At 47.7% G+C, this 21,201-nt stretch carries 22 protein-coding genes and 1 pseudogene; 10 read left to right on the plus strand and 13 right to left on the minus strand.

The window, feature by feature from the left end:
* The 4 genes from N836_RS0137315 to N836_RS46155 form a co-directional block, all read right to left on the minus strand.
* A partial coding sequence (locus tag N836_RS0137315; protein ID WP_031291915.1) for an MATE family efflux transporter occupies window positions 1-244 on the minus strand: 244 nt, incomplete at its 3' end.
* Between the two features lie 269 nt (window positions 245-513).
* On the minus strand, window positions 514-1,011 hold the full coding sequence (locus N836_RS46145) for an orange carotenoid protein N-terminal domain-containing protein (protein ID WP_023071442.1): 498 nt from the start codon (window positions 1,009-1,011) through the stop codon (window positions 514-516).
* Window positions 1,012-1,102: 91 nt separating this feature from the next.
* A complete protein-coding gene (locus tag N836_RS46150; protein ID WP_023071443.1) occupies window positions 1,103-2,032 on the minus strand; it encodes an SDR family oxidoreductase in 930 nt (309 codons plus the stop codon).
* Window positions 2,033-2,251: 219 nt separating this feature from the next.
* The gene (locus N836_RS46155) at window positions 2,252-4,711 is read right to left on the minus strand and encodes an ATP-dependent Clp protease ATP-binding subunit (protein ID WP_023071444.1); all 2,460 of its coding nucleotides are present in this window, start codon (window positions 4,709-4,711) and stop codon (window positions 2,252-2,254) included.
* A 419-nt stretch (window positions 4,712-5,130) separates the two neighbouring features.
* On the opposite strand from N836_RS46155, the gene N836_RS46160 reads away from it, so the two are divergent.
* Window positions 5,131-5,790, plus strand: coding sequence for a HEAT repeat domain-containing protein (locus N836_RS46160; RefSeq protein WP_031291920.1), 660 nt, complete (start codon window positions 5,131-5,133; stop codon window positions 5,788-5,790).
* Window positions 5,791-6,067: 277 nt separating this feature from the next.
* Here N836_RS46160 and N836_RS75655 read toward each other — a convergent pair whose 3' ends face one another.
* From N836_RS75655 to N836_RS76395, 6 genes and pseudogenes are all read right to left on the minus strand, one after another.
* Window positions 6,068-6,274, minus strand: a complete 207-nt coding sequence (locus tag N836_RS75655) for a hypothetical protein (RefSeq protein ID WP_152532081.1) — start codon at window positions 6,272-6,274, stop codon at window positions 6,068-6,070.
* Window positions 6,275-6,612: 338 nt separating this feature from the next.
* Window positions 6,613-7,107 (minus strand): annotated as a pseudogene (locus N836_RS75195) (LrgB family protein).
* Entirely contained in the window at window positions 7,055-7,267 is a 213-nt protein-coding gene (locus N836_RS78140; RefSeq protein ID WP_152532082.1) for a CidA/LrgA family protein, read from the minus strand. Before N836_RS78140 ends, N836_RS75195 begins: the two are co-directional and overlap by 53 nt.
* Before the next feature lie 98 nt (window positions 7,268-7,365).
* Entirely contained in the window at window positions 7,366-8,448 is a 1,083-nt protein-coding gene (gene psbA / locus N836_RS46170) for a photosystem II q(b) protein (RefSeq protein ID WP_023071448.1), read from the minus strand.
* Window positions 8,449-8,639: 191 nt separating this feature from the next.
* Window positions 8,640-8,909: a hypothetical protein gene (locus tag N836_RS0137330; protein ID WP_023071449.1), complete on the minus strand. Its 270-nt coding sequence runs from the start codon at window positions 8,907-8,909 to the stop codon at window positions 8,640-8,642.
* A gap of 114 nt (window positions 8,910-9,023) precedes the next feature.
* Window positions 9,024-9,179, minus strand: coding sequence for a hypothetical protein (locus N836_RS76395; RefSeq protein ID WP_161634939.1), 156 nt, complete (start codon window positions 9,177-9,179; stop codon window positions 9,024-9,026).
* A gap of 397 nt (window positions 9,180-9,576) precedes the next feature.
* Here N836_RS76395 and psb34 point away from each other — a divergent pair, with 397 nt between their 5' ends.
* The 5 genes from psb34 to N836_RS46200 all read left to right on the plus strand — a co-directional run bounded on the left by psb34 (window position 9,577) and on the right by N836_RS46200 (window position 12,240).
* Entirely contained in the window at window positions 9,577-9,747 is a 171-nt protein-coding gene (gene psb34 / locus N836_RS75665; protein ID WP_023071451.1) for a photosystem II assembly protein Psb34, read from the plus strand.
* A 758-nt stretch (window positions 9,748-10,505) separates the two neighbouring features.
* A complete protein-coding gene (locus tag N836_RS46190) occupies window positions 10,506-10,832 on the plus strand; it encodes a hypothetical protein (protein ID WP_023071452.1) in 327 nt (108 codons plus the stop codon).
* A 106-nt stretch (window positions 10,833-10,938) separates the two neighbouring features.
* Window positions 10,939-11,070 (plus strand): hypothetical protein, encoded by a 132-nt coding sequence (locus N836_RS77850; RefSeq protein ID WP_268744301.1) that lies wholly within the window; start codon window positions 10,939-10,941, stop codon window positions 11,068-11,070.
* A 201-nt stretch (window positions 11,071-11,271) separates the two neighbouring features.
* The gene (locus N836_RS77445) at window positions 11,272-11,499 is read left to right on the plus strand and encodes a hypothetical protein (protein ID WP_023071454.1); all 228 of its coding nucleotides are present in this window, start codon (window positions 11,272-11,274) and stop codon (window positions 11,497-11,499) included.
* Between the two features lie 81 nt (window positions 11,500-11,580).
* On the plus strand, window positions 11,581-12,240 hold the full coding sequence (locus N836_RS46200; RefSeq protein ID WP_023071455.1) for a response regulator: 660 nt from the start codon (window positions 11,581-11,583) through the stop codon (window positions 12,238-12,240).
* 1 nt (window position 12,241) lies between these two features.
* Here the strand turns inward: N836_RS46200 and N836_RS72965 are convergent, their stop codons facing one another.
* On the minus strand, window positions 12,242-13,885 hold the full coding sequence (locus tag N836_RS72965) for a sensor histidine kinase (protein ID WP_081716808.1): 1,644 nt from the start codon (window positions 13,883-13,885) through the stop codon (window positions 12,242-12,244).
* On the opposite strand from N836_RS72965, the gene N836_RS46205 reads away from it, so the two are divergent.
* The 3 genes from N836_RS46205 (at window position 13,868) to N836_RS46215 (ending at window position 17,054) form a co-directional block, all read left to right on the plus strand.
* The gene (locus tag N836_RS46205) at window positions 13,868-15,064 is read left to right on the plus strand and encodes an HlyD family efflux transporter periplasmic adaptor subunit (RefSeq protein ID WP_031291928.1); all 1,197 of its coding nucleotides are present in this window, start codon (window positions 13,868-13,870) and stop codon (window positions 15,062-15,064) included. The two genes, N836_RS72965 and N836_RS46205, sit on opposite strands and share 18 nt — an antisense overlap.
* Before the next feature lie 127 nt (window positions 15,065-15,191).
* Window positions 15,192-16,352: an ABC transporter permease DevC gene (devC, locus tag N836_RS46210; protein ID WP_023071458.1), complete on the plus strand. Its 1,161-nt coding sequence runs from the start codon at window positions 15,192-15,194 to the stop codon at window positions 16,350-16,352.
* 30 nt (window positions 16,353-16,382) lie between these two features.
* Entirely contained in the window at window positions 16,383-17,054 is a 672-nt protein-coding gene (locus N836_RS46215; protein WP_023071459.1) for an ATP-binding cassette domain-containing protein, read from the plus strand.
* A 138-nt stretch (window positions 17,055-17,192) separates the two neighbouring features.
* Here the strand turns inward: N836_RS46215 and N836_RS46220 are convergent, their stop codons facing one another.
* Both N836_RS46220 and N836_RS46225 read right to left on the minus strand, forming a co-directional pair.
* Window positions 17,193-17,825, minus strand: coding sequence for a response regulator transcription factor (locus N836_RS46220; RefSeq protein WP_023071460.1), 633 nt, complete (start codon window positions 17,823-17,825; stop codon window positions 17,193-17,195).
* Window positions 17,822-18,967, minus strand: coding sequence for a sensor histidine kinase (locus N836_RS46225; protein WP_031291931.1), 1,146 nt, complete (start codon window positions 18,965-18,967; stop codon window positions 17,822-17,824). Before N836_RS46225 ends, N836_RS46220 begins: the two co-directional genes overlap by 4 nt.
* A 427-nt stretch (window positions 18,968-19,394) precedes the next feature.
* Here N836_RS46225 and N836_RS72970 point away from each other — a divergent pair, with 427 nt between their 5' ends.
* Window positions 19,395-21,053 (plus strand): fasciclin domain-containing protein, encoded by a 1,659-nt coding sequence (locus N836_RS72970; RefSeq protein ID WP_023071463.1) that lies wholly within the window; start codon window positions 19,395-19,397, stop codon window positions 21,051-21,053.
* The last annotated feature ends 148 nt before the right edge of the window (window positions 21,054-21,201 follow it).

Below are 21,201 nucleotides of genomic sequence, written 5' to 3' on the forward strand. Positions count from 1 at the left end.
CTTTACCGATTTCTCTAGCAATAACAGAGGCTGCACCTGTGCCTAAGCCCATGGCTACGCTTGCCAAAATGGACACTACTGGAAAAGTAAAACTGATAGCTGCTAGTTCATTCGTGCCTAACTGAGCAATAAAGTATGTGTCAGCCAGACTAAACGCCAATATTGCTAAGACACCCCAAACCATGGGAAGTGATAGCTTGAGGAGCTGATGAGAAACTCGACCTGTTGTGAGAGAAGACTGCATTACTAAGTTGGAGGGTTTGGCAGGCTGCGGCTTATCAAATTTCAGTGACAAGCTCAATAGGTGTTGCAGGCGATAAGAAATTATTGCGATCTTGGAGAAGAAATTCGCTATAGTCGGCTAAATCGTCTAAGCCTAAGCAAGTCAATGCTATTTCTGCACTTAACCAGAACAGAATTTTCAAAAGGAATTTAGGCCAATAAATTTGCATGGTCTGGTGTCGCTCGTGAGCATTAACTTGCTTGCTAGAAAATAAGCGCTTAAGCCGACTTTTAAGCTGTTAATGGGTTAATGCCCATCTTGCCAGCAATAAGGCGTAGGACTGCAATCTGTTGATTGAAACCCAGTACTATGAGCTTATTCAGGACTGCTGTTGCCGGTGCAGAGAGCTGATAGTCCTGCGGTACTGGAACAACATCTCCAGAGCGCATCCACTCGGCTAACTGATACCAAAATGCCAGTTTGTTGTTGCTAGTCAGGCATCCGTAATCTCGAGTCATGGCATTGTTAGTTCCTGCGACTAAATCGCGCATAAATTGCAGTTGCTCTTCATGAGATAGATTAGCCACTTGATAGATTAAATCTCCGGCTAATTTGATCCGATCTGTTGCGCCAGAAGCCGCAGGCGTCACTAAGCCTCCCATGTTTTCGTACAGAACCCATAAGAGACCTAATTGGTCGTCAACAGGTAGTCTTTGGATGGAGTCTACCGCATCGGGAACAGCAGCAAAGATATTAGAGTAAACGGGTTTATCCGCAGCAATAGTCATGAGGTGGGTTCCTAGAAAATGAAGTTTTATGTGAATTATTGTAACGTAATGCAAATTTGCATTGCAATTACTTGACTCTGATCTTGAGTCCTCAAACTACGATCTGGGGGTGAATAAACTGATATCCGGTAGCTTTAAGCTTCTGGTTGCTAACGCGTACGCTTTTGCCTGGCAGGCTAAGTTTAGACTGATCCCAATTTGCAGGTGGTAAACCGTACCGAGAGCAGATACGCTCTAGCTGTTCTTTGACAGTCAGTTGGCTATCGTCCACCAGATTGTAGATACCCTGCAACTCATTGAGCCGAGCAAATTCAATTACGCCAACAATGTCATCCCGATGGATCCAGTTGATGACGCGATCGCCTCTACCTGGTAACGTCATGCCTGCCATGCCACCAAGCATGCCAACCAACTCCCGACCTGGGCCATAAATCCCGCCTAGCCGAAGGATGCAGATTCTTTGGTGCTCGCTGTCTGCCTGAGACACGATCTGCTCTGCTTCGTACAACATCTGACTGCGAGATTCAGTTGGGGAAATAGAGGCAGTTTCATCAACCCACTCTCCCTGGCGATCTCCATAGACAGAGTAGCTGCTGAGATAAATAACCTGTTTCACACTCGGTGTTTGTTTCAGTGCTTGAAGGAGATTCTCCGCTGTAGTGAGATAGGTTTTTTCGTAGGTTGCCTCATCCGCTACTTGGAACCCCGTTGGCGCAACGCTAATTACCACAGTGTCTTGACCTTGCACTAGGGATTGAACAGCACTGGCATCGTCTCCTGTCATAGCAACTACTCTAGAGAGAAGAGGCTGAAGTAATGCAACCCGTTCTTGTCTGGTCGTTGTACCGGTAACAAAGTGGCCCTGCTCTTGCCAGCAGGCGGCTAATGCACGGCCAACATAGCCGCAACCTAGAATAGCGATATTCTCATAAAGCTGACGGCGCTGAGCCTGTTGGCGTAGCAGTTGCTGTAGATAAGCCATATCTAGCTCAGAGCCGTTGTTATTAATGGAGTTATTCATGGGGATGTTAGAGGTGGGTTAATGATTGGAAAGGAAGAAGCTTTGTGAGCTATTGTGCTTAGACCATTTGGCGTGTGTATGAGTTACACGAATACATCGCATGGTTGAACTAAAAATCGATGGATAAGATTAGCCATTGATTCTTTAGGTTCACCTCAAGAGAGAAAATAAGCTTTCCTCTCCTGAAGCACGTAAGCCGCTGATAAATGAAGCTGACAATTAGCAGGCACTGACTAGAGCCAATGCTTGCTTCTGACGGACCGTTACCTGGCCATCATCATCAATATCTAAAGTAGCTGTGTCCCCTGCTTGAAGCTGACCTGCCAAAATAGCTTCGGCCAGATAATCTTCGACGAGTCGGGTGATCGCCCTTCTAAGGGGACGGGCTCCATAACTGGGATCAAAGCCCTCAGTCACCAGTTTGTCTTTGAAGGCTTCAGTGACTTCGATCTGAATCTGTTGGTCAGCTAAGCGATTTGAAACTTCTTGCAGAAGGATTGAAGCAATTTGCTTCACCTCATTGCGGTTGAGCTGATGGAAGACAATAATCTCATCCAGACGATTAAGAAATTCAGGCCGGAAAGAAAGCTTTAAGGCTTCGTCTACCTGGGTACGGGTGCGATTATATTTTGCCAGTTCATCATCTCCGTCTACCATCTCAAAACCAAGTCCATTGCCCTTCTTCTCAATGGCACGAGAGCCAATGTTGGATGTCATGATGATGAGAGTGTTTTTGAAATCCACCACACGTCCTTGAGAGTCTGTTAAGCGACCATCTTCCAACAGCTGCAGCATCACGTTGAACACATCCGGGTGTGCTTTCTCGATTTCATCAAACAGGACAACTGAGTAGGGTTTGCGACGTACTGCTTCGGTAAGCTGTCCACCATCTCCGTACCCCACATAGCCGGGAGGGGAGCCAATCAACTTAGAAACAGATTGAGATTCCATATATTCCGACATATCTAGTCGAATGATGGCGTCTTCAGAGCTAAACATACTATCAGCTAAGGCTTTTGTTAGTTCAGTTTTGCCGACGCCTGTAGGACCACAGAAAATAAAGCTGGCTATGGGGCGATGGACACTTCTGAGGCCTACTCTAGCTCTGCGAATGGCTTTGGCCACAGCGTTGACAGCATCATCTTGACCAATCAATCGCTGGTGTAGAGTATCTTCTAATTTCATCAGTCTTGCTGACTCAGGCTGAGTCACCTGGGTAACTGGAATGCCGGTCCATGAAGCGACAACCTGAGCAATGTCGTCTGCTTCAACCACAGGTTGTTTTGTTGTATCTCTATTGTTGTTGAACTGTTGCAGCTTAGCTTCCATTTCAACTTCTTGGTCTCGAAGCTGGCCCGCTTTCTCAAAATCCTGAGCGTTTACGGCAGCCTCTTTATCCCAAGTGATTTGACGTAATGACTGCTTCAGTTCCCTGACGGGTGACGTTTGCGAATATCGCAAGTGTACAAGAGAGCCCGCCTCATCAATTAAGTCAATGGCCTTATCAGGCAGGTAGCGGTCTGCAATGTAACGATCTGACAATTTCACCGCTGCTTCTAAGGCCTGGTCTGAGATCAGGAGCCTGTGATGTTGCTCATAATTGGCACGTACCCCCTGTAAAATCTCGATCGTCTCTTCGACACTGGGTTCATTCACCATCACAGGCTGAAATCGCCGTTCCAGTGCGGCATCTTTTTCAATATATTGACGATACTCATCCAAGGTTGTGGCACCAATACATTGCAGCTCACCTCGTGCTAAGGCGGGCTTCAGCATATTAGCAGCGTCCATACTGCCGCCTGTACCGCCTGCACCCACGAGAGTATGTACTTCATCAATGAGCAGAATGATGTTACCAGCCGTATTCACCTCATCTACAATGCGCTTGAGTCGTTCCTCAAACTCTCCACGAAAACTTGTACCCGCCACTAGTGAACCAATGTCTAAACTGAGTACACGCTGGTCGATCAGGATTTCAGGAACGTCTTGATTGATAATACGCTGGGCCAACCCCTCGGCGATTGCTGTTTTACCCACACCAGGTTCTCCAATCAGCACCGGATTATTTTTACTACGTCGACCCAGGATTTGAACAACACGCTCAATTTCTTTGTCACGACCAACCACTGGATCAATTTTTCTTTGAGCCGCTAACTTCGTTAAGTCGGCGGTAAATTCTCCCAAAGCTTTACCTTCCAGATTGTTAGCTGCGGATTCCTGACCATTACCGACTGGCACGGCTGATTCTTCATTGATGGCCTGGATAATCGCTTTGCGCAATTGGACCAGGTTGACACCCAGGTGCTGTAATATCTTGGCGGCAGCATTGTCTGCACTATTAACAATGGCTAACAGCAGGTGCTCTGGCCCGACGTAAGGCTGATTTAGTTGCTGCGCTTCCTGGACAGATTGTTCTAGAATTTGCTTTGCAGCCAGTGTAAACGGGATTTCAATAGTTACTCGTTGAGTGCCTGGCATTAGGAGATTATCAACAATGTCATGGAGCTTCCTTAAAGTGACTCCTGTCTCTTTAAGAGCTCTCGAAATCACGCTACCGCCCTGGACAGTTGCTCCAACCAGTATTAGTTCGGGACCTACATATTGTTGGTTCAATTGGCTGGCTTCCTGCTGGGCAGTCATGATAGCAGCCATTGCTTTGTCATTAAAATGTTCAAGCATGGTGTGGCGTTCTCAATGAAGTACTAATAACAACAGCGTGTGAAAATTGAATGTGAATAATGACTTGGGTGGGTATGTGGCTTGGAAGGTCCTTAGTTTGTAGGTTCGTGTTTGGCAAATCGATCTAGAGCAATCCAAACTAACCAGAGGAGGAGAAGAAACGTCAGAAAGGCAAGTCAAGCCACTGAGTTGGCCTCTTCTTATTGATTTTTGTAAACTTAATATTAAGAATTCTAATCTGTAATCCTCTTAGAGATGAGGGTGGAAACCCGTACAGGTGAGTATTCTTACTTATTTTTCTGACGTTCCGGTTATCCGGCTTCCACAATTACGGCTCTCCACGTGGGCCAGAATCTGAGTGATGTTTACATTAGTTAATGAATGCGGCTTAGATCTGTAACTTAGTCTCTAGAACAATTATGGACATCCAACAAATCGAATCCTTCCTTGAGAGTCCTAACCCTCAAAACAGAATGAAGGCAATTACTGAACTTCGGCATCATGAACCCTCGATGGTCGTGCCGCTCCTCAAGCGAAACATGTATGATAAAGAGCTTTTGATTCGCTCCTTTGTTGCGATGGGGTTAGGCGCTAAGCGAAATGATGAGGGCTTTGAAGCACTACTCAATATCATTGGTCATGAAGATGATCCAAATGTTGTCGCTGAGGCCGCTAATTCTTTAGCAAATTTTGGGCCTCAAGCCCTCCCTCATCTGACGGCACTATTTGAGCAAAATTCTCACTGGCTGATTCGACAGAGTATTTTGCCTGTACTGGACTATCCAGAAAGTTTTGAAGCCCTCGTACAGTTGTGTCGTTTGGGATATCAGGATCAGGATCTAACAGTTAAGTTGGCCGCGATAGCTAATTTGGAGAGATTAAAGGACACTGCTCAAGCCCCTGAAGCTCTGGACATATTGCTGCAAGCAGCAACTGACAGTGATGCATTCATTCGAGCGAAAGTCGCTCGATTACTAATGTACTTTGACGCTCCCCAGGCCCAAGCAGCCTTAGCAGAGCTGAGACAGGACTCCGATTATCGTGTTGTTAAGGTTTTTCTTGAAGCACTCCTACCGTAGCTGTTAGGTTTGGAGAATAAAATTCTGTTGAGCCATCATATCCGAAATTTTTGAGGGATCGGGATATGAAGAAAGTCAGTTAAGTGCATGTCACTGCTCATGAAGCCAAACAACTTAATCTGCCGACTATAAAATTCATTCCTACACCGATCTGAAATTACCTGCCTTTGGCAAGGTTAATTTCATCGTGGGACCTGCATGAGTAGAGTCATCGATGCAATATTTAACTTCTCCCTACAACAGCATACAGGCGATTGCAAACGTATTAATTTGGTGACTACCCTCGAATCATTTCAAGAATGAGCCCTCGTTTGTTGTGTAAATAAACCTGCATGGCATCCTGTTCATCCAGACTAAGATTTACTCTAGCTTGAATCTGTTCAAATAAGTGCCTGACAAAAAGAGTATCAGGAAGGTGGGAAATACTCTCCGGTGAATTTTCTAAGACCACAGACCAAAGTAACCGCAGCGTTGAAGTATCCACAATCTTTGTCCTAGTGCTTTAGGGACAATTTAATTTTTTCTGAAAAGGTTAACTCTAATCTGTTTGTCTAATTTATCTACCTGAGATTTAATACTTTCTTTAGATTTGATTATACATCAGTTCCTCTTGACATGCTTTCACTGAAGTCGGAATAATTCGCCACATCATCGACAAAGCATCCTCCGTAATAGGCCTTTGCGATTTTCCTATTTCAATGAAGCCCTTTCATATACTCGCGTATGGCTCCTTCAAGTCAATCATCACAAATCTGACTTGGATCGCACAGTCCATAAAGTCGTTCAAATATCAATATCGTTAGCAAACCTCTGGTTTTATCCTCAGAGAATGCGAACGATATTCAGTAGACAAGGTAAAAAGAATGCGCTCGCCATAGCCGATAGGGCCATGGCCAGACCTGAAAACGCTCCCATCTCTGAACTTACCTGAAAAGCGTAGGCGGTACCGATACCATGGGCGTTGGCTCCCATGGCAATACCCTTAACACTGTCATCTTGAATACCTATTAGCTTAAAGAGCTTTGGGCTTAAAAGCGCGCCCAGAATACCGATAATCACTACGATAGCCGCTGTCAAAGTCGGTAATCCGCCGATTTATTCTGATATGCCCATGGCCACAGGTGCTGTGACAGATTTGGGGGCCAATGAGCATTGGGTTTGTACACTGGCTCCGCAGAACCGTGAGATCGCAATGGTGCTCAAGCTACTGCTGCTCAAGCCCGTGATCAGCGTAATGATCACGGGCTTGAGCAGTTTTTTAAGTTTAGAAAGTTGTCGGTGGAGTGGAACCGCTAGGGCAACCGTGGCAGGACTCAGTAAAAAAGGAGGGAGTGGGGCGGCCCCGGACTAGAAGTGTTAAAAATAGCAGCACCATTCCTAATACCGGGCCTGGTATGGGTATTGGCAACATAAATGCACCCACCTCACCAGCTAGCTGATATGCCAGAAGGATGGTAATTCCGTTCAAAAAATTCATGGACAAGAGAAAGGCGTCATCGCACTTATCTAACAAAAAGAGGCGCGGTGTACACCGCGCCTCTTCAATCTATATTAAGTTGTCAATGAGCTTGAAACCTACGCGTTGATCTGAGGAGCAATCATTGCAACAGGAGCAGCTTCACCAGCAGCCAAGTCTAGGGGAAAGTTGTGAGCGTTACGCTCATGCATGACTTCCATACCCAGATTGGCACGGTTGATGACGTCAGCCCAAGTGCTAACGACACGACCCTGAGAGTCGATGATGGACTGGTTGAAGTTGAATCCGTTCAAGTTGAACGCCATGGTGGAGATACCTAGAGCAGTGAACCAGATACCCACGACAGGCCATGCACCCAAGAAGAAGTGCAAGGAACGGCTGTTGTTGAAGGAAGCGTATTGGAAGATCAAACGGCCAAAGTAACCGTGGGCCGCAACAATGTTGTAAGTCTCTTCTTCCTGACCAAACTTGTAACCATAGTTCTGGGACTCAGTCTCAGTGGTCTCACGAACCAAGGAGGAGGTCACCAAAGAACCGTGCATAGCGGAGAACAAGGAACCACCGAATACACCCGCCACACCAAGCATGTGGAAGGGGTGCATCAGGATGTTGTGCTCAGCCTGGAAAACAAGCATGAAGTTGAAGGTACCAGAGATACCGAGAGGCATACCATCAGAAAAAGAACCCTGACCGATGGGGTAGATCAAGAACACTGCAGTTGCCGCAGCTACAGGAGCAGAGTAAGCAACACAGATCCAAGGACGCATACCCAAGCGGTAGGAAAGTTCCCACTCACGACCCATGTAGCAGAAAACGCCGATGAGGAAGTGGAAAATGACTAGCTGGTAGGGGCCACCGTTGTACAACCACTCATCTAGAGAAGCAGCTTCCCAGATGGGGTAGAAGTGAAGACCGATAGCGTTGGAGGAAGGAATAACCGCACCGGAAATGATGTTGTTACCCAAGATAAGAGAACCAGCAACGGGCTCACGAATGCCGTCGATGTCAACGGGAGGAGCAGCGATGAAGGCGATGACGAAGCAAGCAGTCGCTGCTAGCAGTGTGGGAATCATCAGAACACCAAACCAACCTACATAAAGGCGGTTTTCAGTGCTGGTGACCCACTGGCAAAACTGCTCCCACAGGTTAGCGCTTTGGCGCTGTTGGAGAGTTGTAGTCATGTTGAATAATTGCGGTTGTGCTTAACTAAACCGGTGGCTTAATCAAGCGGGACAGTTATGTATGAACCTAAACTAGCAACAACCGTAAACTTTTGTAAAGATAGCCGCCATAAAAATGAGAAACCCCTCTGATAAGAGCAACTCATTAGAGGGGTGTAACACAGACATCCCCATGTCCTTTTGATAGCATACTATCCAAGCATAGAAAGGTGTTCGATAGTGATAAGGATGAGGGCACTGATTAAACTTAGGGTCAAAAACCAGCCCACCGCTGACGTGACGCCAAATACGCCATCATCTTGACAGCCCGTAACCCACAGCGACCAGGCTTGAGACAAATTAATATGCTCGAAGCGGTTAAAGCTGGCGCGAAACACAATCGGTTTTTGTAACTCCGTATCGCGCACATCAAAGTTGGACTGATTAATCTTACTTACAGCGTCGGTGTCTGGACGAGCCATGGGTCATGCTTTCCGTAAAGGGATGCGCCACATAACCTAACACCAGGACATTAAGACTCCGGTGTCATGATTGGAAAAATTAATGATGTAACAATCGCTGAAAAAAACAGCAGATCAATTTAATAAGGATGCGTTCACCCACACGGCCATCAGAATACCGAGGCCAATACAAACAGCTCCTATCAAGTCTTGTAACGTGTTCTGTTCAGGAGCAGATATCTGTTCAGTGTAAACGGCAACCTTAACGTCATCCTGAGGGCGATTTTGCATCGTGTGCATCCTTGTATCAATTAACAGCATGCAGGGCAAAGACCTATGTGCTCTGCATCGTAAAGAAGAAATAGGGCGTCAGTTAAGCGCCCCAGTGTGGACTTGGTCATCCATGAGAATTGGATGTAAACCAGATCCGGCAATCATCACTAAATTAATCATACATTAACTAATGTAAACATCTTGAAATCTACTTGACATTTCCAAGGTTTCTAAAGCTGTTGACTGGCTTTAGTGATAATTATGTGTCTGGTCGGCGCTGTAGAGATAACCCAGCGATATCCATTCATAGAAAAATTAGCAACTACCACAAAGTAAATTTTGTCAAGTTAATTTACATTTTGAGATATTTGCGTTACATTAATTCACATAGAAAGCAGATTCGGGAAAATCGCATATGTCTACAATTACTGAAGAAGGCGGTCGGCTCAATAACTACGCGACTGAGCCGAAGATGTATTTAGCAGAGGCACCTGAACCTGCACAGCAGCGTCGTTACCTGCTCCTGGGTGGTTTAGCATTTCTGTTCATCGGGACTCTTGTGGCCACTGCTCTAGCCGTTAGCTAGTCCACTTCATTCTCACAATTATTTGTTCATTCACAACACACTTCAACATCAGGAAATTTAATTATGATTGGTATCTTATTAGCTATCATCATCGTTGGTTGGGTCGGAGCCGCTATCCTCGGCACTCAGGCTTACTTTCTCGGTGAGTAGTCTAAGCCCATCCACGAGCGTAACCTCAACTCCGATGGCTTTGAGACTATTGCCAAGGTAGTCACCGGTCGTGACACTGATTACAACACCCGTGTGGTTCCCTTAGGCGGCGACGCTTATACTAGTGCAGCTCTCAGTAACCAGTAGATGAAGCGGTGGGAAGCAATAACTGGAAGGTGGAATCTCAAGAAGCGCCGCTGATTGTTATCTCTGACAATTCTTTACATTCTTTTGCTGAGCGTCAAACAATTTTGAGTTATGCCTATTGACCCTCGCAACTAGTGAGGGCTTTTTTATGGATTTACGGTGGAGCTGGTTGAGATGACTGTGCCCATAAGTCCGTTAGCGAGAAAATGGAAGACTAATTGATTAAAAAATATCCTTGATGAGTGACCTATCATGTGTGAACTTGACGTTAAACAAGCCTCTCCCTTCATTTGGTTGCCATAAGCCGACAGAGCAGATTGTTTTAACTACTCTGAATCTTTGTTGAGGAGATGATTACAATGACTAAGCCTGATTCCACCTCAGTTTGTGTGAGGGGATTTAATCAACGGTCTCCGTCCATTGAGAGAAGAGGCAATTAACAAATTACGCATCCAGTCGTCATGATAAAGGATTGGGCCTATGCCGTCGCCGAACAAGGGGGAAACAATCCCTATAAGTTTGGTAAGTGGACCAACTATGTCTATCGTGGCCTGTTTGGTATGGATGCGAGCGAGATCAAACAAATCTGGGAAGCGCCTGTCTCGGGCTCGCGGCACATTGCTCGAAATTATATTCCTGAGGCGCTGGGTCTGGAAATGGTTGAGTACTGCGAAAAGCTAGTGGCTGTATTTGAACTAGACGATTTGGAACAGGCCCATGATGAAGCTATTCGCATGACCCAGATGAAATTTAGACAGCGATTAGACTCTGAAAGATTAGGCGGTTGATGGAAAGCTGCTTGCACAAGAAACAAGCAGTTATCCAAAACCCAAGCAATAGTAGTGAACTATCATAATGGCGTAATATTCTGAGCTTAAAATCACAGCTTTATCTATGCCCCAGCGACTTTACTTAGATGTTTGCTGTTTCAATAGTCCGTTTGACGATTGGCGTCAGCAACGAGTACGTCTAAAGGGCGAAGCAGTTCTAGAAATATTAGAACGCTGCCAACAAGGTGATCTATAACTGATTAATAGCACCGCACTAGAAGCTGAAATTAGTCGAACCGCACCGATGCATCCGAGAGATATTGTCGAAGGCTCAGATCGCTGTCGATTTACAGACGACTCAGAATGTCATAGAGGTTGAGGAGGCTCTTGCTCAGGAGTCTAGGGCAGCATACCTACAGCAGATGGCCTACTGGCTGACGTTGGATGCCCGATTTTGATGGCGGAGGCCCTGGCATGGTTACAGCAACAGCCGCCTGAGCTCTGTGCTGAGTTATTAGATACAGAGCTGTCAGAAGTTCAGCAGCAGTCGTTGGAGACGATTGTGGAGATAGTAGAACAGCTGCAGCGGTTGGATTGGGGACCAAGAAGGATAGGGGAGGAGTTGCGAAGCTTCTTCGAAGCGATTATCGCCCAATCGGGCTATACGCATTCTGACACCGGATAATAGGGATGGGTTTACTGCGATCGCAAACTATTCTTAACGCTAAACTAGGCTTGGCAATAAACTAAACCGACATGCTGCCCAATGAAACCAACCGAAGCTAGCAGTCAACTCTCAGAGCGACGCGTCTTGGTGGTAGAAGACGATCCGATTATGCGGCTGGGGCTCTCACTGCTGCTGAGCCGCTGCCCTCAGCTTAAGCTGATTGGGGAAGTAGAAGACGGCTATTCTGGCGTGGAGGCAGCACTGGCACTCAAACCAGATTTAATTGTTATGGATATTGGGTTGCCGGAGTTAGACGGCATTGCAGCCACCCAAAAGATCAAGGCTGACCTGCCTGAGACCCGAGTGATGATGCTCACCTCTCACAGCTCCGAGCAGGAAGTCATCGCGGCTTTGTCAAGCGGGGCGGATGGTTTCTGCGTTAAGGGCTTAGACCTAGAAAAACTATTAGTTGCGATCGCATCGGTGCAGGATGGTGCCGTTTATCTCGATCCTCAAGTTGCCCAATGTGTTGTTAATCGCCTGCAGCCTATCCGTCAGCCAGCCAAAAATCCCCTAACAGTCCGAGAATTGGAAGTGCTGGAGCTGATTGTCGAAGGACACAGCAATCCAGAGATTGCCAAGAAGCTCTACATCAGTCTCAGTACCGTGAAGGCCCACATTCGCAGCATTATGACCAAGCTAGCCGTCGATGATCGGGTGCAGGCCGCTGTGGTAGCCCTACGCTCAGGCTGGGTGTAGCCTAAGCTGGCCGAATGGGTAGGGTAAACCAAAAAGTTGTTCCTTTCCCGAGGCGACTTGCCACACCGATGTCTCCACCGTGAGCTTCAATGATCTGTTTGCACAGGTACAGCCCCAGCCCTAGCCCCGGCATATAGTGTGCCTGCGGTCCTCGAAAGTACGACTCGAATAGCTCCGGCAACAGATCGTTAGCGATACCTTCACCGCTATCGCGGATGGCACAAAACATCAGGGGTGAAGAAGATCGAATGATGGGGGGAGAACATTCTTCTCCGATACGCTGCCAAAGGTGTTTCACTTGACAAGTCTGCCCTGGATTTACCACAGCAACATCCAGCGTCAGCTGAATCTCGTGGGGATTATGTTTTAGGGCGTTACCAATCAGGTTACTAAAGACTCGCCAAAGCTGATCCGCATCAGCATACACTGGCGGTAAATCAGAGGGAATCTCGTTTTTGAGCCGAACGCGCTTTTTTGCTAGCTCGTGACTTAGGTCGCTTAGTATTCCATCTATCAGTGGCTTTAGCGCCACAGGCTGGCGGTCTAGCATTACCCCTTGAACTTCTATCGTGTTGGCATCGAGTAGCGAGCGTATTAACGCGAGCTGACGGTGATTCCCCTGCAGCAGCTGATGAAGTACCAAACGCGGCACAACTACATTTTCCTTGGATAAATCTGTAATCTCATCCAATAAACTTTTTAAGACGACCGAACTGCCCACAATGGGGGTTTGTAGATCATGGGTGACCGACCGTAAAAAGGTTTGTAAACGGCGCTTAGCTTTAAATTCGGAGCGTTTGAGCCGTTCATACAGATATACCGAGAGAACGCTAACAAAACAGACGCAGACAATTTCAATTGTGATATCTCTCGAATAGAGGCTGTAGGCATCGGCTCGAAATATATCGAGCCCCACTAGGGGATAGACCAGCGCGTAGTAGGCAATTGTTAACAGCTGATAGGTCAAATGTAATCGCCAATGAACTGGAATGAGGACTGCGATCGCAAGAAAGGCAAGGGTACCTGGCGTTTCTGGAATTTGAAAGACCGTCAGTACAAGCTGGGCAAACAGTCCGCCCAGCGACCCGGCAAACAGCAAAAAAAGTATTTGCGGATGACGTTGCCCCCATCGCGTTCGTACTAACGCACCATAGAATAGCAGCAGCGCTACGATACCGCCATAATAGGCAATGTACCCACCGCGCCAGGCATTGGCGATGGCTATCTCTCCAAAGCGCTCCAATGCCGCTGCCTTTAGTTGATCAAACTCAAACAGCGCTCGGTAAAGACCGTCTGCTGAGACAATGGCATGCCAAATCAGCGCCAGCCATAATCCTAAACGGAGCCGCTGCTGCAAAAACTGCCGTCGCCAGGTCCCATAGTCTGCTGCCTCTGGCCCCATAGATATGCCAAATACTAAATACCTCGATGCTACCCTATCGGCTTTGCCTAAGAGTATTGCCCGATCGGTCAGGTAGTCCCTAACTGGTCGGGCAAGTATCAAGATTGACCCATTGACAGCGTTAGCTAAACCAGGTGGCCGATTCAAGCAGCATTGCTGGCTCCATAGGATAGGGCTAACTGCCCCAGCAACGCTACAGAAGCCAAATTCTTGCCATCGAATGCTATGTCTACCCTTGTTCATCGACGCAAACTTTGGAAATCCCCGCTCATCTACGGAGGGACTGCTATCTTCATATGCATGGGGCTGTGGGTGCTGCGCCCCGAACCAGAAACTGTTACAGATGTGTCGCCCGCTCCTACAAACCAAGTTGTTGCTCTAGGAAGATTAGAGCCCGCTGGTGGTGTTATTAAGCTGTCGGTACCCAATGCAGCAGACAGTCGCGTTAACCAAATTTTGGTGAGAGAAGGGGATCAGGTGATCGCAGGACAGGTGATCGCCGTTTTGCAAGGTATAGAACGGCGTAATGCTGATTTGCGTAGCGCTCAGGCCGAAGTCCGCCTGCGAGCAGCAGAACTGGCTAAAGCGCAGCAGGGAGAGGCTAAACGTGCTCAAGTAGCGGCGCAACAGGCCGCGATCGCCCAGCTAAACGCACAGCTCCAGACCGAGACTCGCCAGCGACAGGCAGCTGTTGCCAGTGCTGAGGCCGCATTGCAAGAAGCGCAACTTAGCTACGAGCGCTACCAAATGCTAGCAACCGCAGGAGCCATCAGCCGTGCGGACCTAGACCAGGCGCAGTTAGCACTAAGCACTGCTGAAGCTACCCGAGTAGAACGAGAGGCTGGTTTAGCACAAACTATCCAGACACTGCAGGCGCAGCTGACCCGAGCGCAGGCGCAGTTAGCCGAACTAAACGAAGTCCTACCGGTGGATGTAACGATTGCCCAGGAATCTCTGAATCAGGCTCGTATCGAAGTAGAACAGCGACTAGCCGATCTAGAAGATGCTCAGGTGCGCGCTCCAGTGGCCGGACAGATTCTGCGAATTAACACTCGCATAGGCGAGCAGGTCAATACCACCCAAGGCATTGTGGAACTAGCTCGTACAGACGAGATGTATGCCGTGGCGGAAGTGCCCGAAATTGATATACCTCGGGTTGCTGTGGGTCAGCAGGCCACAGTAGTTAGTGAGTACGACACCTTTAGCGGCGCGGTTAAAGGGGTGGTAGACCACGTCGGTCTACGTGTCGGTAACTCATCGGATCAGGATTTGTCGGGGAATGACCCGACGACAGATCAGAATTCTCGTGTAGTGCTGGTCAACATAAAGATCGATCCAGCAGATGTCCTGAAAGTGGCGGCACTGACGGATGTACAGGTGCGGGTCACCCTCACGACCACTCAGACAACAACGGTGAACTAAACGGTGGGGACATTAATTCAATCACTAGCGCTAACGGTCAACCCACCCCGGAGCCCCTCCCAGGAGGGGAAATGTTATCCAATATTGCTTCAAGCTAAATAGTGAAACCTATTAAATTCCCATTCCTATGCTATTCAAATTTCTTCCTCGTGATAATCGTCCCCTCGCTTGGGCGCAAATCTCTCATCAAAAGGTGCGGCTGTTAGTGGCGGTAGGCGGTATTGCCTTTGCCAACATTTTGATCTTTATGCAGCTGGGCTTTTTATCTCTGTTTCGTAACGGAGCGACCATTGTACCTGAGAGTCTCAATGGTGATCTATTTCTGTTAGACGACAGCGCTGAATATCTAGGTTCTCCAGGGTTTGACCTCAAACAGCTCTACCAAGCAGCGGCTGTAGACGGTGTTAGCGCTACTATGCCGCTTTACATTTGTGATGGCAATTGGGCCTACGGTGAATACAGCTCTTTCGGAGCGCGGTTGTTTGCCTTTAATCCAACCCAGGAGGTGTTCAATATTCCGGAAGTAAACCAGCAGAGAGCGCACCTGCAACGCCCTCGCAGCATCCTGTTTGACCGCAGATCTAACTCTTCTTTTGGTCCAGTGCCAGACAGTATGGGACAGGGTTCAGTCACAGCTCTGCTCAACAACCAAAAAGCTGAGGTGGTGGGACTCTTTAGCTTAGGTAATTCTTTCTTTTTGGGAGCAGGCAACGTCATTATGAGTGACGCTAGCTATCGCCGCTGGTTTGGCAATAGCGCCGCTGCCCAAGTACATGTGGGAATTATCACGCTAGCAACAGACTCAGATCTAGGGTCGGTCAAGGCAGGGATCGCCGCTAGTGTGCCAGGTGTGGCCGTTTTTACTCAAGAAGAACTGATTGCCAAAGAGCTGGCTTATCACGAAACTAACCCAACCGGACCAATCTTTACCTTTGGGGCAGTCATGGGCTTTGTGGTAGGTGTGGTGATTGTATATCAGGTGCTCTATGCCGACATCAACGACCATCTCAACGAATATGCCACCCTGAAGGCCATCGGCTACTCCAATATTGCTTTGCTAAATGTTGTTGTACAGGAGGCTCTACTGCTAGGAATAATAGGCTTTGTCCCTGGTTACGGTATCTCCCTTGGAATGTACTGGTTTTTGGTCTACCTTACGGAGTTGGAACTGGTGATGCGCTCCAGTATTACCACTAGCGTCTTTGCTCTGACCATGTTGATGTGTTTGTTCTCCGCTACGATCGCCTCTCGCAAACTGCGATCCGCCGATCCGGCAGATGTGTTTTAGTCAGTTACTCCACAGGAAAAATATAGTGACATGACGCCAGTAATTTCAATTCGTCAGCTTAACCATGCCTTTGGCAACGGCGCGCTAAGCAAGCCGGTACTCAATAACATTGACCTGGATATTCATGCTGGGGAGATTGTGCTGCTGATGGGTCCCTCGGGCAGCGGAAAGACAACGTTGCTTACTTTGATTGGAGGGTTGCGATCTCTCCAATCGGGACACCTCACAGTTTTAGACCAGACGCTTCACAACAGCAGCACCGCTGCATTGAGACAGGTACGTAGCCAGATTGGTTTTATCTTTCAGGCCCATAACCTACTGCGATGTCTTACCGCCTGGGAGAACGTGAGCATGCCGCTCAAGCTGCACCATCACCTATCGTCCCAGAAGCGCAAGCAGCGATCCCATGCCATATTGGACCAAGTCGGCATGGGGTCACGAGCCGATTACTATCCTGATAGCCTTTCCGGCGGACAAAAGCAGCGAGTAGCGATCTCGCGAGCGTTAGTCAATCACCCTAAGCTAATTTTGGCCGATGAGCCCACCGCCGCTCTAGACGGCAAATCAGGGCAAGAAGTCATGACATTGCTACAGTATCTCGCAAAGCAGCAGGGCAGCACGATTTTAATTGTCACCCATGACAACCGCATCTTGGATGTGGCAGACCGGATCATCACAATGGAAGATGGCTACCTGAAGTGACCACCTCATTACACCAGAATATCACTGCAAGATTAGTCTCTGAGGGCATACCTGTGGCTGTGGGCTTGAAGCAGATAAAATTGTCTCTTTCTGGTTAGCTGATATGTTAGATATCCGTAGGAGTAGTCTCCTACATATTTAAGTCAAGTATTTTTGAGCCCAGAGCGCAGCCTGAATGCGATCTCGCATCTCAAGTTTACTGAGAACTTGAGTGACATAATTTTTGATAGTGCCTTCGCTAAGATGTAGCACTTTAGAAATCTCTTGATTATTCATGCCTTGTCCCACCAGCTTGAGCACTTCCATTTCCCGCTTGCTCAGTTTTTCGAAATGTGAGGTAGATGACTGCGGTACAGGCTGTAAATATGAGAACGCTTTGAGTGCGACTGTTGGGCTTAGCTGACTGTATCCTTGGGCTACCGAGCGAATTGCGGCGGCAATCGCTTGAGAGGGTGTCCTCTTGAGAAGGTATCCGAGTGCTCCCGCCTGCAGTGATTTAAGAATGTACTCATCGTCATCAAACGTGGTCAGCACCAGAATTCGAATCCAGGGATAACGCTTATAGATCTCAGCGGTTGCTTGAACACCGTCCACAACTGGCATTCTGACATCCATCAGAATCACATTTGGCTGCAGCGTTTCAGCTAGAAAAATAGCTTCCTTCCCATTCTCGGCCTGACCAATAACTTCAAGATCGTTTTCTACAGACAGCAAAGTTGCCAGTCCTTCCCGAAAAATGTTTTGATCGTCAGCTAGTAGCAGTCTAATCATAGCGGCAGTGTTACTTGAAGACGCATCCCTTCAGATAAAGCTGTTTGAATCTCTAGCTGTCCCCCAAGCAGTTGGACACGCTCCCGAATACCTTGAATACCAAATCCGTTGTAAAGTGAGCCCATCTCTGCCCCGATGCCGTCATCTTCTATATCAAGGACAATATCATTTGCAACAACCATTGCATAGAGTGTGAGATGAGAGGCCTGAGCGTGCTTTTGGACATTCCTAACAGCTTCTTTCAGGATGCAGTAAATTTGGTAGCTCTGGTACACAGAAAGTTCCGGTAGATTTAGCTTCCATTTAACCTGCATATTAGACGTCTGCTGAACCTGTGCCAAAAGAGTACTGAGTGCCTGATTGAGATCAAAGTCAGATTGGCGCATCCGTTGAAGTGCTCGGCTAGCATCTTCTATGCACTGACCGACTAACATTTTAGCAATATCTACAGCACGGTCTGCTTGCTCTGGGTCACGCTGCCGAAGTTCTTGAGCAACGGCTAACTGGATATCGAGATCCGTCAGTGTATGCCCCAATGAATCATGCAGTTCACGAGCAATTCGGGTACGCTCAAGATCGGCTGAAAGGGATTCGATTTGCTGCGATAGCATCGCAGCTTGCTGGCGATTTTTCTGGTCATTGACAACCATGGCACTCACAATTAGGGTGAAGGTACTAGCAGCTAAATAGGCCGCTAACGAAATAAGGACAAACCTTGTTAGCGCCATGGGATCGAAGACGGAAAGTGGAATCGGTTCGCTCGATCGCTGAACCCAATCGACTTGTTCCAGATACTTGCTTGCTATCCAAGGGACCATAACCAGTGCTGCTGCTGCTGTCGCACCTCGGCGATTGAGTAGGAAGTAGCTTTTAGACAAATAAGCATACAGAAGAAAGTCTGAGTTAATGCCAGCTCGCCTGGCAAGTACGCTTATGGTTAGAGCTATACCAACATAGAGCAGACGTAGGGGATAGGCTCTCCGGTTTGGGAAAAAACAGCTTAAAACCAGAAAAGCCCCATAGAAGACAAAAACAAGAGTCCAGTCCTGAGTTGTTTCGCTCAGTTCCATACTGACGTAGGCGATGAGAATAATCCACTCTAAATATCTAAATGTTCGAGAGAGCGGATGTAAAAAAGGCATTAAAGGACAATAGAAAGGGGTTAGATAGCCCTATAAGGATAGCGTGGATATTATTTTCCCAAAACATGACCCAGGTCATATCTTTTATGCACTGAGTAAGTATCAGTATGATTCCTAAACTTCCTATACTGCTCGCATAGACAACGTATCAGCTACGCAGCTTGTATGTTGTTGTGGTGGTGTTGAGTCAACATAACAGCTGACGACTGAGACTTAGAGCGAGGTCTGATAGGAAGCTTATTCTTCAAGATCCCTGATTTAGTTTGCCATCAGCCCAGATTTGTCTTTCCTCCTGAATAACTGGATTTGTCCGACAACACAATTCTTTTGTGCGCATAGATGACTCTGTCTGGCTAGCAGATATTGTGCTTCAAGCAAGTGAATTTATTCCCTGGCTTTATTAACTATTCGATAACCCACGAAACCCATGGCTACAATTTCAGGCATCGTCGCAACTAGTGGCAACGGATTCGACAACAATAACCAAGACTTTGACATTTTGCTTCGTGCTCTTCAGTCTGCTGAGCTTGTAAATGTCCTCGATGACCCGACAGCAAATCTAACAGTATTTGCGCCTACAGATGCGGCGTTTGTTGCGGTAGCGCAAGACTTTGGCTTTGACGGCAACGACGAAGCAGGTGCTTTTGATACGATTGTGGCAGCACTGACTGAACTTGGCGACGGTGCCCCACTGCCTGTCCTGACCGACATTTTGCTTTACCATGTGTCTCCCGGCGCTAAAAGCCGGGCTCAGCTTCAGGAAGAAGGTTCAGTAACAACGCTTTTAAGCGATACCAGCTTTGTTGTCGTTAACCAAGAGCTGGTAGACAATGAACCGGATTTGCTCAATCCAACTCTAGTAGAAGGCCTAATCGATGTTTCGGCAGTGAATGGAATAGTGCAAGGAATTAACCGTGTCCTAATTCCTCTAGACATTCCTGGCAATGATTCTTCTCCGCCGCCAGTGCTGCCAACTATCGCTGGTATTGTTGCTGCCAGCGGTAACGGCTTTGATAGCAACGATCAGGATTTTGACATTCTGCTGCGTGCTGTCCAAACCGTCGGGCTGGTTGACACCCTGGATGACCCGGCAGCAGACCTGACCATATTTGCGCCGACAGATGCGGCATTTGTGACATTAGCCCAGGATTTAGGGTATCGCGGTGTCGATGAAGCAGGTGCTTTCGATGCGATCGCAGCAGCACTGACCGAACTAGGCGACCCCATTTCCCTGCTGACCGATATTTTGCTTTACCACGTCTCCCCGACAGCAAAGAGTCAGGCTCAGCTCCAAGCTGACGGTATCGTGACAACGCTGTTAGGCGATGCTACCTTTGACGTCAATGGCGAAGAGCTAATTGACAATGAACCTGACCTGTTTAACCCCAGTTTTGTAAACGAGCTTGTCAATGTGGCTGCAGCTAACGGCGTGGTGCAAGGGATCGATCGCGTTCTAATTCCTTTAGACATTCCCAACAACGATGTTCGGGTTATTGACGGCAGCTCCCGGCAAGACTTTCTGTTTGGCTTTCAGCAAGACACATTCTTCTTGGCTAAAGGTGGAGATGATTTTATCTTTGGTGGCAGCGGCAACGATCAGCTTAACGGAGAGGATGGCAATGATGTTTTGACTGGTAACCATGGTGATGACATCCTGCGCAGCGGTGACGGCAACGATGTTCTCTTAGGAGGGAATGGGACGGACTTGTTGCTGGGGGGTGAAGGTAACGATCGTCTCTTTGGTAACGACGGAGCCGACACGCTACTGGGAGATGAAGGTGACGATGTTCTAGTTGGTGGCGACGGCAGTAACGTTCTAGATGGGGGCCTAGGTAATGATAGACTTCGCCTTGGCAATGGGAATGACACCGTTATTCTGCGTCAGGGCGACGGTATCGACACTATTTCTGGTTTTGATCTCGATCGTGCCAGATTCTCTCTAGCAGACGGTCTAACCTTTGCTGACTTAAGCTTTCAGCAAAGCCAAACGTCAACCAGTATAGTAGCCGGGGGTGACATTCTCGCTCAGGTAGTCGGAGCCTCTGCTGAATCGCTCAATCAGGAAACCATATTTACAGCAGTGTAAGCTGGGCAATACTGGTCGCCATTACAGACAGCGAAACGCTACCAGCATCGATTGAATAGCGCAGCTTCATTTTTTGCCAATCGTGGCCTGGGTCATGGTTTTCCATGCAGCGTAGGACTATTGGAGTTTGTAAATCGTTGCTACGTTA

It is taken from the genome of Leptolyngbya sp. Heron Island J (assembly GCF_000482245.1).
GTDB lineage: Bacteria > Cyanobacteriota > Cyanobacteriia > Phormidesmidales > Phormidesmidaceae > Leptothoe.